This window comes from Devosia sp. (genome assembly GCF_965229025.1).
In the GTDB taxonomy this organism is placed as follows: domain Bacteria; phylum Pseudomonadota; class Alphaproteobacteria; order Rhizobiales; family Devosiaceae; genus Devosia_A.
The window spans coordinates 3095700-3112563 of the sequence record NZ_OZ245853.1; the positions used below are offsets into that span (position 1 = coordinate 3095700).

12 protein-coding genes and 1 pseudogene are annotated in these 16864 nt (G+C 63.6%); 4 read left to right on the plus strand and 9 right to left on the minus strand.

The annotated features are described in order from the left end of the window. From ACO06J_RS15005 to ACO06J_RS15020, 4 genes and pseudogenes are all read left to right on the plus strand, one after another. Window positions 1-807, plus strand: coding sequence for an urea amidolyase associated protein UAAP1 (locus ACO06J_RS15005; protein WP_421761524.1), 807 nt, complete (start codon window positions 1-3; stop codon window positions 805-807). An 11-nt stretch (window positions 808-818) separates the two neighbouring features. Further along, window positions 819-1445 carry an urea amidolyase associated protein UAAP2 gene (locus tag ACO06J_RS15010; RefSeq protein WP_421761525.1) on the plus strand — a complete coding sequence of 209 codons (627 nt, stop codon included), beginning with the start codon at window positions 819-821 and terminating at the stop codon, window positions 1443-1445. Between the two features lie 238 nt (window positions 1446-1683). Further along, entirely contained in the window at window positions 1684-5208 is a 3525-nt protein-coding gene (uca, locus tag ACO06J_RS15015; RefSeq protein WP_421761526.1) for an urea carboxylase, read from the plus strand. Window positions 5209-5237: 29 nt separating this feature from the next. Then, window positions 5238-5624, plus strand: a pseudogene (locus ACO06J_RS15020) (allophanate hydrolase-related protein); the annotation flags it as partial. Here the strand turns inward: ACO06J_RS15020 and hyi are convergent. The 9 genes from hyi to ACO06J_RS15065 form a co-directional block, all read right to left on the minus strand. Then, complete coding sequence (hyi, locus tag ACO06J_RS15025) at window positions 5621-6403, minus strand: hydroxypyruvate isomerase (RefSeq protein ID WP_421761527.1); 783 nt, start codon at window positions 6401-6403, stop codon at window positions 5621-5623. The pseudogene ACO06J_RS15020 and the gene hyi sit on opposite strands and share 4 nt — an antisense overlap. 42 nt (window positions 6404-6445) lie before the next feature. Next, entirely contained in the window at window positions 6446-7324 is an 879-nt protein-coding gene (locus tag ACO06J_RS15030; RefSeq protein WP_421762521.1) for an ABC transporter ATP-binding protein, read from the minus strand. A 41-nt stretch (window positions 7325-7365) separates the two neighbouring features. Beyond that, a complete protein-coding gene (locus tag ACO06J_RS15035; protein WP_421761528.1) occupies window positions 7366-8433 on the minus strand; it encodes an ABC transporter ATP-binding protein in 1068 nt (355 codons plus the stop codon). A 4-nt stretch (window positions 8434-8437) separates the two neighbouring features. Continuing rightward, window positions 8438-9295: an ABC transporter permease gene (locus ACO06J_RS15040; RefSeq protein WP_421761529.1), complete on the minus strand. Its 858-nt coding sequence runs from the start codon at window positions 9293-9295 to the stop codon at window positions 8438-8440. A gap of 5 nt (window positions 9296-9300) precedes the next feature. Continuing rightward, on the minus strand, window positions 9301-10305 hold the full coding sequence (locus tag ACO06J_RS15045; RefSeq protein ID WP_421761530.1) for an ABC transporter permease: 1005 nt from the start codon (window positions 10303-10305) through the stop codon (window positions 9301-9303). 69 nt (window positions 10306-10374) lie between these two features. After that, window positions 10375-12291, minus strand: a complete 1917-nt coding sequence (locus ACO06J_RS15050; protein WP_421761531.1) for an ABC transporter substrate-binding protein — start codon at window positions 12289-12291, stop codon at window positions 10375-10377. Between the two features lie 213 nt (window positions 12292-12504). Continuing rightward, window positions 12505-14016: an alpha-N-arabinofuranosidase gene (locus ACO06J_RS15055; RefSeq protein ID WP_421761532.1), complete on the minus strand. Its 1512-nt coding sequence runs from the start codon at window positions 14014-14016 to the stop codon at window positions 12505-12507. Window positions 14017-14129: 113 nt separating this feature from the next. Continuing rightward, complete coding sequence (locus ACO06J_RS15060; protein ID WP_421761533.1) at window positions 14130-15059, minus strand: ArsR/SmtB family transcription factor; 930 nt, start codon at window positions 15057-15059, stop codon at window positions 14130-14132. Window positions 15060-15172: 113 nt separating this feature from the next. Next, window positions 15173-16738: an ABC transporter permease gene (locus ACO06J_RS15065; protein ID WP_421761534.1), complete on the minus strand. Its 1566-nt coding sequence runs from the start codon at window positions 16736-16738 to the stop codon at window positions 15173-15175. Between the last annotated feature and the right edge of the window lie 126 nt (window positions 16739-16864).

Here is a 16864-nt window from a genome sequence, read left to right on the forward strand (position 1 = left end):
ATGAGCCGCACCGCAGAGCAGATCGCTCAGGACCGCGCCCGTTACGAAGAGCACCAGCGCAAGGGGCTGCTCTTCGCGCCCAAGGCGCTGCCGGGTTCAAGCCCGCTGCCCGCCCCCGCCCTTGCTGCCGACCGTATCATTGCGACCGAAACCATCCCCGGCGGTTGGTACTGGTCGACCCGACTCAAGGCCAGCGAAGCGCTCCTCATCGGCCAGTCACATGGCCCCTCCTCGGTGGCGCTCATCGCCTGGAGCGCTAGGGATACCAGCGAGCGGCTCAACCTCCCCGATACGGTCAAGGTGCAATGGACCACTGCGATGACCAAGGGAAGGGTGATCTTTTCCGACATGGGCCGGGTAATGTTCTCGGTGATCGAGGATTCCTCGGGCGCCCATGACGGGCTGGTGGGCGGCTCCACCGCTGCCTCGAACGCCGCCCGCTATCCCGGCGTCACCCGCAACACGCGCGACAATTTCGTGCTGGTCGCAGGCAAGCTCGGGCTCGACCGGCGCGACATCCCCTCGGCGCTGACGCTCTTTGCCCCGGTTCGCGTCACTGCCGATGGGAGCTTTGTCTGGCGCCCCGAGCTCAGCCACCCGGGCGACTACATCGATCTCCGCGCCGAAATGGACCTGATCGTCGGCCTCTCCAACTGCCCGCACCCCCTCGACCCGCGCCCGGACTACGCACCAAATCCAGTCGATATAACGCGTTATGTGGCGATAAGCGGTGCGGATGATCTCTGCCGCACTGCTACCGCCGAAGCCGTCCGCGGCTTTGAAAACAACGCCCGCGCTGAAACCTGAGGGAGAGCACAATGACCCACACTCCCGCCACTGCCGCGCAGTCCCACCTGATCCCCGCCGAAGCGCCCTGGTCCGGCCTCGTCAAAAAGGGCGAGACTATCCGCATCATCGACAGCGAAGGCCAGCAGGCCGTCGATACGATCTTCTACCGGGCCGATGACTTCTCTGAGCGCTACAGCGCCCAGGATACCCTGCGCGTCCAGGGTTCCGCCTATGTCGGGGTCGGCACCAAGGTGATGTCCAACGAGGGCAATGTGATGCTGATCGTCACCGCCGACACCAGCGGCCGCCACGACACCTCTGCCGGTGCCTGCTCGTGCGAAAGCAACACCGTCCGCTTCGGCCACGAGACCCGCTACCTCCACGCCTGCCGCGACAATTTCGTGCTCGAAGTCACCAAGCACGGCATGGGCAAGCGCGATATCGTCCCCAACATCAACTTCTTCATGAACGTCCCGATCGAGCCCTCGGGCGAAATGACCATTGTCGATGGGCTTTCCAAGCCCGGCGACTATGTCGAACTCGTCGCCGAAATGGACGTCCTCTGCGTCATCTCCAACTGCCCGCAGATCAACAACCCCTGCAACGGCTTCAACCCTACTCCCATCCAGGTGCTGATCTGGGAGGCGGGGGCATGAGGCAGACTTTGTTTGTGAAGCTCGAAGGTGCGGCGGATCCCCTTCTCCCCTTGTGGGAGAAGGTGCCCGAAGGGCGGATGAGGGGTTCTCACCTCGCATTCCAATCGTCCGTCGCTTGCGCTCCAGCCGGGCATCGCTCCGCGACGCCGACCTCTCATCCGGCCATTGGCCACCTTCTCCCACAAGGGGAGAAGGCGATCGCTGCGGTCGCCGGTGAGTGCGCAGGCGGAGCTGCCTGATGTTCACCAAGGTCCTGATTGCCAACCGGGGCGAGATCGCTGTCCGGGTGATCCGCACGCTCAAGCGCATCGGTATTGCCTCGGTCGCGGTCTATTCCGATGCCGACCGGTTCACCCGTGCCGTCGCGCTCGCTGATGAATCCGTCCGGCTTGGCCCCGCACCCGCTACCGAGAGCTACCTCAATGTCGAGGCCGTCATTGCCGCCTGCAAGGCGACCGGCGCCGAGGCGGTGCATCCCGGCTATGGCTTCCTCAGCGAGAATATCGGCTTTGCGCAGCGCCTCGCCGAGGAAGGCATCGTCTTCATCGGCCCCAGCCCGTCCAATATCGAAGCCTTCGGGCTCAAGCACACGGCGCGAGAGCTGGCCAAATCGAGTGGCGTGCCACTGCTGCCCGGCACCGGGCTGCTGTCGTCCGCGGCCGAAGCGCTGACCGCTGCCGAAAGCGTTGGCTATCCGGTGATGCTCAAATCCACCGCCGGCGGCGGCGGGATTGGCATGTCGCTCTGTGCCGACGCCGAGGCTCTCGCGGCCGCCTTCGACAGCGTGCAGCGCACGGCCAATGCGAGCTTTGGCGATGCGCGGGTTTATCTCGAACGCTTCGTTTCCGATGCGCGCCATGTCGAGGTGCAGATCTTCGGCGACGGCAAGGGCAATGTGGTTGCGCTCGGCGAGCGCGATTGCTCGCTGCAGCGGCGCAACCAGAAGGTGGTCGAGGAGACGCCCGCCCCGGGTCTCTCCGACGCCGTCCGGGCGCGCCTCCACAAGGCCGCTACCGATCTCGGTGCGGCGGTGAACTATGCGTCCGCGGGCACCGTCGAGTTCATCTACGATCCTATCCGCGAGGATTTCTATTTCCTCGAGGTCAATACACGGCTGCAGGTCGAGCACCCGGTAACGGAGGCGGTGCTCGGTATCGACCTCGTTGAATGGATGATCCGGCAGGCCGCTGGTGAGCCGGTGATCCCGGCTGTGCTGCCCACGCCGAAGGGCGCGGCCATCGAGGTCCGGCTCTATGCCGAAATCCCCCATGCCGGGTTCCGGCCCAGCGCCGGGCTGCTCACCGAGGTCTCTTTCCCCGCCGACGCGCGGGTCGATACCTGGATCGAGACCGGCACCGAGGTCACACCGTTCTATGACCCGATGCTCGCCAAGATCATCGTCGCGGCGGAGGATCGCCAGGCGGCGATCGCCAAGCTCCGCTCGGTGCTGGAGCGCACGGCGATCTCCGGCATCGAGACCAACCTCAGCTACCTGCGCGCCATTGCCGGGTCAGACCTTCTCGCCTCCGGCAAGGTCGCGACCACGGCGCTGCGCGATTTCGCATTCGTTCCCGATGTCATCGAGGTGATGGCACCCGGCGCGCAATCGAGCGTTCAGGAACTGCCCGGCCGGCTCGGCCTCTGGCATGTGGGCGTGCCGCCCTCTGGCCCGATGGATGCCCGCTCGTTCCGCCACGCCAACCGATTGGTGGGCAATGCTGACGAGACGACGGCGCTCGAACTGACCGTCAACGGCCCGACGCTCCGCTTTCACAGCGGCGCGGTCGTGGCGCTTGCTGGCGCGGAGATGCCGATGAAGCTCGACGGCACCCTCGTGCCGCACGATACGGCCATCACCATCGCCCCCGGCCAGGTGCTCAGCATCGGCGCCATCGCGGGCGCAGGACAACGGAGTTACCTCGCGGTCGCGGGCGGCATCGCGGCGCCGCTGATCATGGGCTCGCGCGCTACCTTCGGGCTCGGCCAGTTCGGCGGCCCCGCCACCGGCACGCTGAAGCCCGGCGAGGTGCTGCATCTTGCCCGCACGCCACAATCTGCGCAGCCCGCCAACGATCCGGCGCCACTGACGCGGGAGTGGCAGGTCGGCGTGCTCTATGGCCCGCATGGCGCGCCGGATTTCTTCACTGAAGCCGATATCGAGACGCTGTTCTCGACTGCCTATGAGGTGCATTTCAACTCCGCCCGTACCGGTGTGCGGCTGATCGGCCCGGCGCCGAAATGGGCGCGCACCGATGGCGGCGAGGCAGGGCTCCATCCCTCCAACCTCCACGACAATGCCTATGCCATTGGTGCCATCGATTTCACCGGCGACATGCCGATCATCCTCGGCCCCGATGGCCCGAGCCTTGGCGGCTTCGTCTGCCCGGCGGTGATCGCGCGCGACGAACAGTGGAAGATGGGCCAGTTCAAGCCCGGCGACACCATCCGCTTTTACCCAGTCGCCCGGCCGGCCGACCCGGTCGCCGGTCCAGCCGTCCATCGGCCGAGCGAGGCCGCCTCGGCCATCGTCGGGCGGCGTGATGATGGCCCGGTGCCGGTGGTTTATCGTCGGCAGGGCGACGACAATCTGCTGGTCGAATACGGCTCTATGTCGCTCGATATCGCGCTCCGCCTTCGTGTCCACCTGCTTATGGAGGCGCTGAAGGAGGCCAGGTTCGCCGCCATCGACCTGACCCCCGGCATCCGCTCGCTGCAGATCCATTATGACGGCACGGCGCTGAGCCGCACCCGCCTTCTCGGCCTCCTCGCCGAAATCGAGCAGAGCCTGCCGCCGGCGGAAGCCGTTACGGTGCCGAGCCGGATCGTCCACCTCCCGCTGAGCTGGAACGACCCCGATGCGCAACTGGCGATGCGGAAATACCAGGAGCTGGTGCGTCCCAATGCGCCCTGGGCGCCCGACAACATCGAGTTTATCCGTCGCATCAACGGGCTCGACAGCATCGAGGCGGTCAAGCAGACGATCTTCGACGCGAGCTATCTGGTGCTGGGCCTCGGTGACGTCTATCTCGGCGCCCCGGTCGCGACCCCGACCGATCCGCGCCACCGGCTGGTGACCACCAAGTACAACCCGGCCCGCACCTGGACGCCGGAGAACGCCGTCGGCATCGGCGGCGCCTATATGTGCATCTATGGAATGGAAGGTCCGGGCGGCTACCAGCTGTTCGGCCGCACCATCCAGGTGTGGAACACGTGGCGGCAGACGCCGGTGTTCGGCGCTGATAAGCCGTGGCTCCTCAACTTTTTCGACCAGATTCGGTTCTTTCCGGTCAGCCATGCGGAACTCACCGAGGCCCGCGCGGCTTTCCCCCATGGCGCCTATCCGCTGAAGATCGAAGAGACGCATTTTTCCTATGCAGACTACGCCAAGGAACTCGCTGCCAACTCCGACGCCATCACCCGGTTCAAGACCCGCCAGCAGGCAGCGTTCGATGCCGAACGGCAGCGCTGGAAGGATGAGGGACTCGACAGCTTCATTGCCGACGATGCCGGCAATGGCGCCACCGAAGGCGAAATCCCCGCGGGCTGCTTCGGCGTTGGCAGCAGCGTGCCGGGAAATGTCTGGAAAGTCCTGGTGGAAACCGGCACTGCCGTTGAGGCCGGCCAGCCGGTGGCTATCATCGAATCCATGAAGATGGAAATTACTGTCACCGCCCACCAGCCGGGGCGGGTCCGCGAAATCCGCGCCCTGCCCGGCCGCAATGTCAAAACCGGCGACGTTGTCGTCGTCCTCGAGGAGATCTAGGAATGGCCGAAGCAGATACCAACGAGCTGATCCCGATCGTCGTCGTGGGCGCCCACCTCACGGGCTTGCCGCTCAATCACGAACTGACCGGACCGGGCGGGCATCTTTTGAAGCGCAGCCGCACGGCAGCCGACTACCGGCTCTACGCGCTGCCCAACACCACCCCGCCCAAGCCCGGCCTCATCCGTGAACCCGGCTTTATCGGGCCGGGGCTTGAGGTCGAGGTCTGGGCGCTGCCGCCCGAGGCATTCGGCCGGTTCGTCGCAAAAATCCCGGCGCCGCTCGGCATCGGCAAGCTGACGCTCGACGATGGCAGCAGCGTTTCGGGGTTCCTCTGCGAAGCACATGCCTTGGCGGGCGCCACCGAGATCACCCAGTTCGGCGGCTGGCGCGCCTATCTCGCCTCGCGCGCTTAACTGTTCCGGTAGGGCGCGATCCAGCCCAGACCTTCGCTGGTGCCGGCCTTCGGCCGGTATTCGCAGCCGATCCAGCCGTCGTAGCCGAGGCGTTCGAGTTCTGACAGGACGAAGCCATAGTTGATCTCGCCAGTGCCCGGTTCATGCCGGCCCGGCGTATCGGCGATCTGCACATGGCCGATCCGCTGCTGCAGGCGCTGAAAGGTGGGCACCAGGTCGCCCTGCACGATCTGCATGTGGTAGAAATCGTACTGGATGCGGAGGTTGTCCGAGCCCACCGCATCGAGGATCCGCTCGGCATGCCCGGTGGTCGAGAGGTGGAAATCCGGGATATCGCGGCGGTTGATCGGCTCGATCACCAGCGCGATCCCGGCGTCCGCGAGGCGCGGCGCCGCGTAGCGCAGGTTGTAGACAAACGTCTTGTCGAGCGCCGCCGTCGTCACCTTGTCGGGCCGGATGCCGGCGAGGCAGTTGACCGTCTTGCAGTCGAGCGCCTTGGCAAAGCGGATCGCGGTATCGATACCGGCGCGAAACTCGTCAATGCGATCGGGGTGGCAGGCGATGCCGCGCTCACCGCCGTCCCAGTCCCCCGCCGGCAGGTTGAACAGCGCCTGCACCAGCCCATTTGCTGCCAGCTGTTCCGCCAGCACCTCGGGGCTCGCCATATAGGGCACGGCGTACTCCACCGCCTTGAACCCATCGGCTGCCGAAGCTTTGAAGCGCTCCAGAAACGGCAGGTCGGGGTAGAGAAACGACAGGTTGGCGGCAAACTTCAGCACGGGCAGACCCTGCAATCGGAAAACCTGCTTCTAGCCTGCCACTCAGGCCTCCGTATAGGTCCGCACCAGACGACCATCCGGCCGTTCCGAAAGCCTGCTGTTGCCGGCGAGCCGGACCCGCTCCTCGCTCAGGGCGACCAGATCCATGGCCGGGGCGAGCTTGCCGTCGCCGGCATCATCGGCCGAAAGCACCGATGCTTTCAGCAACCGAGAATACGGGTGCTCGGGATTGTCGAGCACGGTCCGCGCCGGGCCCATCTCCACCACACGGCCCTTCTGCATGATGATCAGCCGATCCGAGATATAATAGGCGGTCGCGAGATCGTGGGTAATGTAGATCACCGATACGCCGAAATCGTCGCGGAGCGAGCGCAGCAGGTTGACGATCGACATGCGCAGCGACGCATCGACCATCGACACCGGCTCGTCGGCCACCAGCAGCGGCGGGTTGGGGATCAGGGCGCGGGCGATGGCGGCGCGCTGCAATTGCCCGCCGCTCAGTTCATGCGGGAAGCGCCCGCCGACTTCGGCAAGGCTCAGCCCCACCTTTTGCAGCGCCGCGTCCATCGCCGCATCGATCGCGGTCTTGTCGCGGAGCCCCAGGAACCGTTGAGCGGTTGAGGCGAGGTAGCGATCGACCTTCTTTAGCGGATTGAACGCCTCGAAGGGGTTCTGGAACACCGGCTGGACGCTCGCCATGAACTTCAGTCGCTCGGCCCGGCTGGGCTTGGTCACAGACTCGCCGCGAAAGCGGATTTCGCCGCTGGTCGGGCGCTCCAGCCCCAGGATCATGCGGGCAAGCGTGGTCTTGCCCGAGCCGCTTTCCCCGATAATGGTGAAAATCTCCGGCTTGTCGGCCGAGAGCGTGAAGCTGACGCGGTCGACGGCGCGCACTTCCTTGCGCGACAGCAGCCCGCCCATGGCGAAGTGCTTGGAGACGTCAGAGATTTCCAGCAGGTCGCTCACGCGTGCACCTCAAGCTTTGCGCCGTGGATGCCCGGGCCCAGCGGCTCGACATCGCGCCAGCGCCAGCAGGCGGTGCGATGCTGGGGTCCCACGGTTTCGAGCGGCGGCGACTCGGTCTTGCACTTGTCGATCGCCAGCGGGCAGCGCGGATGGAAGCGGCAGCCCTGCGGCGGCGCCGCCAGGCTCGGCGGGCGGCCATCGAGCGCCGGGCGCTGCGTGGTGTCGCCGATGCGCGGCAGGCTCGCGACCAGGTGCGCGGTATAGGGGTGGCGCGGCGTGGTGAACAGCGCCCGGGTTGGCGCTTCTTCCACCAGCCGTCCGGCATAGATGATGCCGATCCGGTCGGCCATGTTGGCGTGCACGGCCATGTCGTGCGTCACAAAGATGATGGACGAGCCCATCTCCCGGCGCAGGTCGCGGATCAGCGACAGCACGTCTTTCTGCACCACCACGTCGAGCGCGGTGGTGGGCTCGTCGGCGATGATGAACTGCGGGTTGCAGATGGTCGCGAGCCCGATGGTGACGCGCTGGCGCATGCCGCCCGACAATTCATGCGGATAGGCGCGCAGCACATCGGGGCTGAGCTTCAGCTTCCCCAGATGCTCGATCACCCGCTGGCGCAACGCAGCACCGGAGAGCCCGAGCGGGCGCGCCGCAAAATCCTGGAAGGTCTTTTCGATACGGCGGAGCGGGTTCAACACGCTCATCGAGCCCTGCATGATGTAGCTCAACGACTTCCAGCGGATCGCCTCGATCTCGTCCGGTGTCGCCTTGGTCACATCGATGGTCGTGCCATTTCGGAAGGTGTAGGTGGCACTGCCCGCCACCACGCGCAGCGGCGGCCGGATGGCGGCGGCCAGCACCTTGATGAAACTGGTCTTGCCCGACGAGCTCTCGCCGGCAATGCCGTACACTTCGTCCTCATGTATGGTCATGGTGATATCGTCGACGGCCCGCACTTCGCGCGACACGCCGAAATAGTTCATCATGTAATAGGCCTTGAGGTCCTTGACGGTCAGGACATCGTTGGCAGAAGCGGTCGACGGCGTTCCATTGTCGCTCATGGTTTTATGCCCCCATCCGGCGCAGGCGGCTGCGCGGATCGATGTATTCGTTGAGCGACACGGCAAGCAAGAACAGGCCGAGGAACATCAGCACGAGGATCACCACCGGGATCAGGATCCACCACCAGGTGCCCACCAGCAGCGCCGAGTGATTGTTGGCCCAGTACAGCGTCGTGCCGACGGTTGGGATGTTGAGATTGGTAAAGCCCAGCACCGCCAGCGTCACCTCAAGCCCGATCGACCAGATCATGTTGGCCATGGCGGTCGAAAAGATGATCGGCATTACATAGGGCAGATGCTCCCCGCCCATGATCCGGAGCGGCGACATGCCGGAAAATACCGCCTGCCGGGTGAACTCGCGATGCCTGAGGCTCAGTGCCACCGACCGGATCAGCCGCGCATCGAACGGCCAGCCGAAGCAGGCCATGATCAGCGCCAGCGTGAACGAGTTCATGTTGGTGCGGAGCACGTAGTAGAAGAGGATCAGGATCGGGAAGATCGGGATCGCAACGAAGATGTCGTTGAAAAACATCAGCACGCGATCCGGCCAGCCGCCGAGATAGCCGGCGGTCAGCCCAACGGCGATCGAAATCACACGGCTGACGATGGCCACGGTGATGCCAAAGCTCAGCGTGTTGCGGAATGCGAAGGTCAGTTGCCAGAACATGTCCTGTCCGCGCGAGTTGGTGCCGAACAGGTATTGCGCGCTCGGCGGCTGGTCCGGGATGGCGGTGTAGACCGCGGTCGGATCAATCGGCGAAACAAAGCTCAGGCAGGCAAAGATAACGATAGCGCCAACCAGCACCACCCCGATGGCAAACTCGATATTGTAGCGGATGAGGTCGCGTAGGACTGAAAACATCTCTGTCACTCGCTTTTGACGCGTGGATCGAGCAGCGGGTGAACGAGGTCGATAACGAAGATCGCGCCGGCGACAGCAACGATCGCAATACAGCTGATGGCCAGCACCAGGGTCGAGTCACCGCCGTTCACCGCCCTTACGAGCAACGAGCCGAGCCCCGGATACGAGAACACCTGCTCGGTGATGACAGTGCCCGAAAAGATCCCGCCTAGCGCCATGGCGAGCGCGGTCAGCTGCGGCACCAGCGCGTTGCGGATGACGTAGGAGAAAACAATGCGGTTCTGCCGCACGCCAGCCAGTTCTGCATAGGTGACGTAGTCTTCGGTGACGATGTTGGAGACCAGCGCCCGCATCCCGAGGAACCAGGTGCCCAGCCCGACGATGGTCAGCGATGCGGCGGGGAGGATAGCATGGTGCAGCACCGAGCCGGCAAATTCGAGAGTCCAGCCCTGCCGCACGTTCATGGCAAAACCATCGCTGATCGGCAGCACCGGCCACAGGAAGCCGAAGATGATCACCATCAGGAAGGCGACGATGTAGTAGGGGATCGGCTGCACCCCGATGGCAACGATACCAAACGCCTTCAAGAACCGGGAGTTCTGGTAGTAGCCGGCGAGGCCACCGAGGATATTGCCGATGATCCAGTGGAAGATCGTGGTCACGGTCAGCAGGCCAACCGTCCAGGGCAGCGCGAGCATCACCAGTTCGATCGCCGGACGCGGGAAGGCGATCAGCGCCGGGCCGAAATCGCCGGTGCCGAGCCGAGCGAGGAAGTTGAAATACTGGATATGGAGCGGAACGTTCAGCCCGAACAGCTCCTCGAGGGTGGCGCGCAGCGCAACAATCGCCTCGGGGCTGTAGCTCGACTGGCCACTCACGCGCCCGATGATCTGGTCAACCGGACTGATGGGCGAGAGGTGCGAAATGAAAAAGGCGGCGGAACAGCCGGCGAAAACCACGGCGATAAACTGGATCAGCCGTTTCAGAGCAAAAAGCAGATAGGCCTTCATCGTGTACTCATATCCCCGCCAAGGTTGACGTCCGGCCTTGGCCGGACGTCAGGAATGGAGCGCGCGGCGTTACTTGCCGGTCGGCTTCAACTGGGTGAGGATGTATTTCGAGTTCGACCAGTTGTTGACGATGTTGGCGTAGGGGTTGGCCTCGGCAGTCGGGAAGCCAGTCCAGTAGCGCGTGTCGTAAGCCGAGAAGACGTTGAACGACATGATCGGGATGATTGGCATCTCATCGACCATCAGCTTGATGAAGTCGTTGCCGAGCGCGACGTTGGCGTCGTGGTCGGTGAACTCGGTCACCCGCATCTTTTCGATGATGGCGTCAAGGCGCGGATCGCCCCAGCGCTGCCAGTTACGCGCCGACTGACGGTCGCCGGGCTTGGCCAGATAGCTCGAGTGCCAGCTGTCGAGGAAGAACGAGAGGTCGGGGTTGCCGCCCCAGGTTTCGATCGACCAGGCCGTTGCGGCTTCATAGGTGCCGAGCGGCAGGTTCTGGCTGTAGATGTTGGGATCGGCAAATGCCGTCGCATCGACGCCAGCCTGGCTCCACTGCTGGGCGATATCGGTGCCCAGGCGGTTGATCACGCCATCGGTAAAGGTGTTGAGCGTGAACTTGAACGGCGTGCCATCGGGCTTCATCCACTTGTCGCCCTGCTTGGTGAAGCCGGCGGCTTCGAGCAGTTCGCCAGCGGCGGCGAGGTCCTTCTTCCACCAGCCATAACCGAACGACTTGTGGATGGCGTTGGGATCGGTCGGCACGGCGTCGCCGAACTGCGGCTTCACCATGGCGGCGATCTTGTCACCTACCGTTGGGTCATACGGCTTGATCTTCTGCTTGCCCGTATCGAGCTCGTAGCCGATCAGCCAATCCTGCAGCTTGGCGTGGTAGTCATCGGTATGCGTGCCCGTGGGCGGCATGGCGATGGCCGAAAGCGTCGCGGCGCCACGATAGGACGACATCGACATCTCGACCGGATCGAGCATCAGGGTCAGGGCCCAACGGACGCGCTTGTCCGTAAACATCGGGTTCTGGTCGTTGAATATGACCATGGGCAGGGTCGGATCGGGATGCGCATAGGGGAAGCCCGGGAACCAGCCGCGTGCGGTCGGATCTTGCTTGGCCAGGCTGAACATGCCTTCCGGCGACAGATCGTGGATCATGTCCAGATCGCCGTTGACCATCTCGATCAGGCGCTTGTCGTTGTTCGGGATCGACCGGTAGATGACGTATTTCGGCGCGGGTTCACCCCACTCCGCCATGCCCGTCTTGTCCCAGTCCTTGCGCTTTTCCCAGATATACCACGAGCCGTTCGGATCGAACGAGTTGAGGGTATAGGGCCCAAGGCCGACCGGCGGATTGAAATCGTAGGACTTGGGGTCCGCGACCTTTTCGAAGATGTGCTTGGGCATGATCCAGGCGGCATTCCAGCGCACTGCGAACAGCGAATGGAAGCGCGCATTGGCCTTCTTGAGCACGAAGTGCACGGTGTAATCGTCTGGGGTATCGACGCTCGCCACCGCATCGGCGAACGGCGCGCTCCAGACATAACCCGGCGTCGCGGCCTGGGTGTCGACCGTGTATTTCACGTCGGCGGCGGTGAACTCGACGCCGTCACTCCACAGGATCCCCTTCTTGAGGTGGACCGTCATTTCGGTGAAGTCTTTGTTGTATTCCCACGGGCCGGTCGCCAGCTCGTTGTAGAGCGAGCCCTTGAGGCCGGCATCGGGGTCGATGAACCACAATGTGTCCATCACCAGCTGGTGCAAGCCGTTCGACCAGCCGCCACCATTACCGGCAACCCAGATATTGAACTGGCCGGGGCTGGCGGCCGGGTTCTCCGGATTGTTGATGATCAGCGTTTCGTTACGCGGAAAATTGGTGATCGGCGGCGCGGCCGGCTCGTCCTGGGCAATCGCCAGGTTGTTGGCGGCAAGCATAAGCACAGCCACGGCTGTGCCGGTCATAAAGCCACGTCTATCCATGATGTAGTCCTCCCTTGGGAACGCCCTCCAGCATTCCGAGCCAGATGCTAACCGATGATCACTGATTGTCAACGCGTATCGTGATACAAATCAGCTAATCGAATATTCAATATGGTCAAGCCGTTAGCCGGCTTCGCCATGCCTCACGAACCCTCCGGCACACCGCTGAATTGGTGTACCGAAGGGTCCCGGGAGGCCGCCAGAAAGGCCGGGTCAGGCCTTGAGGCGGATCATCTGATAGGAGTAGGGCGGCAGCTTGGCGCTGAGTTTGCCGCCACCGACCGAAGCGCCTGAACCCTTTTTGGGCGCCACTTCGGTCTGCTTGGTGGCGGTGTTGACCGCCTCAAGGCTGGTGTGAGTCATCACCTGATGATCGACGATCTGCGCCGCGGCAAAGCCTTCGAGGCTCACCTCGGTCTCGATGGTCTCGGTGGCATGACGGTTGACGAGGAAGAAGGTCAGCGTGCCATCTTGCTCATTGTGGACGCCCGAAACATCGACATAGGGCGTCTTTTCGGCATGCGGGCTTTCATAGCCCGGCGAGTTGACCACGAGGTTGAGCGCCGTGCCACGGCCATAGATCGAGGCAAAGTAGTACGGGTAATAGATGGTCTGGGCCCAGGCCGGGCCGCCCTTTTCGGTCATGATCGGGGCGATGACGTTGACCAGTTGCGCGATGCAGGCGATCTTGACCACGTCCGAACGCCTGATGAAGCTGTTGAGGATCAACCCCACCATCAGCACGTCTTCGAAATTGTAGATGTCCTCGAGCAGGCCCGGGGCATGCGGCCAGCCGCCGGCGCCTTCGAGGATCTTCCGGTCCTGCTGGTTGGAGTGGTACCAGACGTTCCACTCGTCGAACGAGATATAGACGTCGCGCTTCGACTTGCGCTTGGCCTTCACCTGCCGGATCGTCGAAGCCACTGTTTCAATGTAGGTTTCGAGCTTGTGGTTGAGCGCCAGGTAGTTCGCCGTGTTCTTTTCGCGGTTGGCGAAATACATGTGCAGGCTGATGTGGTCGACGTGATCGTAGGTGTGCTCGAGGACGATCCGTTCCCAATCGGGATAGCTCGGCATGTCCGAGTTCGACGAGCCGCAGACGATCAGTTCGAGCGATTTGTCGAACATGCGCATGGCACGCGCGGTGTTGGCAGCGAGTTTGCCGTACTCGGCGGCGTCCTTGTGACCGACCTGCCAGGGCCCGTCCATCTCGTTGCCGAGACACCACATCTTGACGTTCCAGGGCTCCTTGCGGCCGTTCTTGATGCGCAGGTCGCTCCAGTAGCTGCCGCCCGGATGGTTGACGTATTCGAGGAAGTTGCGAGCCTCATCGACGCCGCGCGACCCGAGGTTCACAGCCAGCATCATCTCGGTGCCAACTGTCGCGCACCAGTCGGCGAATTCGTGGACACCGACGGCGTTACTCTCGGACGTATGCCAGGCGAGGTCCAGCCGGACCGGCCGCTGCTCGCGCGGGCCGATGCCGTCTTCCCAGTTATAGGCCGAAACGAAATTGCCGCCGGGGTAGCGCACCACCGGAATATTGATATCCTTGACCAGCTTGGCGACGTCGCCGCGCATGCCGTCCTTGTCCGCCGTCGGATGGTCCGGCTCATAAATGCCGGTATAGACAGCGCGACCGAGGTGCTCGAGGAATGCCCCGTACACGCGATCGTCGATGGGTGAAATAGTATAGTCCTTGTGCGCCGTAACCGTCGCTCGCATCATGTCCTCCCGGTCACCCGCAATGGTGATCTATATCGGATGAAGTGATACAAACTGCCCCCGCACGTCAAGAGGCATGGGCGAGGTTTTTGTCTCCGGAGATGGTGTCGAGGCTATTGATCGGTCTCAAGGCGCAGGACGATATCCTGGTCGTAATTGCCGAAGCCACGGCCGAAAATGTTGATGCCGCCCGGGTGTTTAGCGTCCTGGTTGACGCCGATGCGCAGCCGGATCGAGTGGTGCGTATCGATATCGAGGTCCTTCAGCGAAACCGGCGAAATCTTGATGCCATCGACGAAAGTCCCAGTGGCATTGACCCGGAAAGTCTTGAGCTTGCCGTACTGGCTGCCCTTCAGTTTCCACCAGTCGGGCGTATAGACGCCGCGCTTGTCGCCGAAATCGCCCGGCGAGGTCCAGGTGCCGATATCCTTGCCGTTGACGCCCACGGTGATGTCGCTGGGCCAGTCGGCGCTGGTGCCCGGCACTTCAGAGCTCAGCTCGATGGCAAACTCCATCGAGGTGATGTTGTGCTTGGCGAGCCGCGCATTGTTGGGAAACTGGTACTCGACATAGCCGCGAGTAAACCAGATCAGCCCCGCCTTCATGCGGTCGGGATCGAGGAACGTGTCGGGCACGTCGAGAAGGCCAATAATGCCGTCCTGTGAGCAGAGCCCGCACGGCGCCGAGACTTCGCAACTGGTATAGAGCCCGAGCGGCATCGCCACTTCGATGGCCTTGGCGCGGAGGGGACGGATATCCTCCTTGAACATCACCAGCACTTCGTCGAACAGCGAGTGGCAGATTTTCTGGTTGCCCTTGCGCGCCTTCTGCGTCTCGGTCCTGACCAGTCCGGCTTCCACCAGAATCTGCATGTTTGAAGACACGGTGGATTGGGGCTGTTTGAGTTTACCCGCAATATCGTTGACGTTCATGGCGCCCTCGATATGCAGCAGTTTCAGAATGGCCACACGCACCTCAGAGGCCAGTGCTTTCAGCACTTCCGGTCGCTCCTCGGGATCGACCAGCAGGAAGTTGCGGCTCATGACAGTTCCAAACTTTGAGTTCGAAACTCGTTTGTATCAGGAAGTATGGTTCGGTCAACGCCGCCCGTCCGGCTTGTGGGAAACTGCCAGGAAAACCTGATGGAAAAGCCCTGCTACTCGGCCGTCGCCATCCCCATCCGCCCCAGCGCCCGCCGCTCGACCAGCACTACGGCCTGATAGAACGCCACCGAGATCAGTACCGACACCACCGCCACCGCCCAGATCATGCCGTAGTCGAGATAGCCACGGGACTGGTTGAGGAGGTTCCCCAGCCCTGTGCCGGTCGCGAGCCATTCGGCGATCATCACGCCCAGCAGCGCGCGTGGCGCGGTGAGGCGGGTTGCCGCGAAGAGGTAGGGGAGCGAGGCCGGGATCGAGACCAGCCGCAACTGGGTAATGAGGTTGGCGCCATAGGCCTTTGACACCTCCAGGGCGGCGCGCGGAACCAGCAGGAGGCCCTGCGCCATGGTGACGAAGGCGGGAAAGAAGGTCACCGAAATGGTGATCCAGAGGATCACGGCGGGCCCGCGCCCCAGCATCAGCACGAGGAGCGGGGTCAGTGCCACCAACGGCATGGTTTGAGTCACCAGCGCCACCGGCAGTAGTGCCTTGACCAGCCGCGGCGCGATCTGCGCCCCGAGCGCCAACGCAAAAGCCAGCGCCAGCCCGGCCAGCATGCCGATCAGCGTCATTGGCAGCGTCTGCGCCAGCGCCGCGAGGAGCTTGCCCTGTGCGATGGGCGCGCTGGGGAGGAGGAACAGATAGTCGAACAGCCCCGGCGGGGTCTTGGCAATCATCGCCGGTACTTTCAGCACCGCCAGCAGCACCCACCAGAGCGCAAACGGCAAGGCCACTGACGCCAGCACGATCGCCGCCTGCTGCCAGGCCGGTCGTGCCCTGTCGCCTCCGCGCAGCACGCTGGTCGGCACCGTCACCGCCTCTGAGCCCTTGGTGATGCGGCGGGCGATCAGTGCGAACAGCAGAAAAGCCAGCCCCGAGATCAGCGTCGCCACCATGCCGATGCCCCAGAGACGCTCCGGTTCGGCGCGCCCCAGCGAGCCCAAGAGGTAGACGCCCAGCCCCCAGCGCCCACCGCCGCCGAATTCGGCTAGGATTGAGCCCAGCACCGCATTGGGCGCCGCGATCCGCAGCCCCGAGAGGATCACCGGCAAGGCGCTCCGCGCCTGCACCAGCCGCAGGGCCTTCAGCTTGCCGCCGCCATAGGCGCGCACCACGTCGACCGAGCGCGCATCGGCCTGCGTGAGGCCGACCAGCGTCGAAGTCATGGTGACGAAATAACAGCCGATCGCCGCCAGAACGATGCGCGGCTGCATGTCGGAGAGCGTCAATACCAGGATCGGCGATATGGCGATCGGCGGCAGCGAAAAGATCGCCACATTCAGCCCCCGCGCCACCCGCGCCGTCACCGGATAAAGCGCAAACAGCGCCCCCGCTGCGATGGCGATCACGTTGCCGATGATGAAGCCGGCCCCCGCCCCATAAAGCGTCGCGGCAATATGGTTGGGGTAATCGGCCCAGTCATGGATCAGCCGCAGCAACACCGCACTGGGCGGCGGCAACGCCCCATCCGCCACCAGCCGGAAGCGGCCGAGGATTTCCCAGATGACGAGTATGATCAGGGTGTTGAGGGCCGCCTTGACTCGTGGACCCACCATCATCGGGGCTTCCCACCCCTCATCCGTCTGCTCCGCAGCCACCTTCTCCCACAAGGGGAGAAGGCAACCGACTGAGACATCGCGGCCCCATCGCCTTCTCCCCTTGAGGGAGAAGCGACTGTCTTGTTG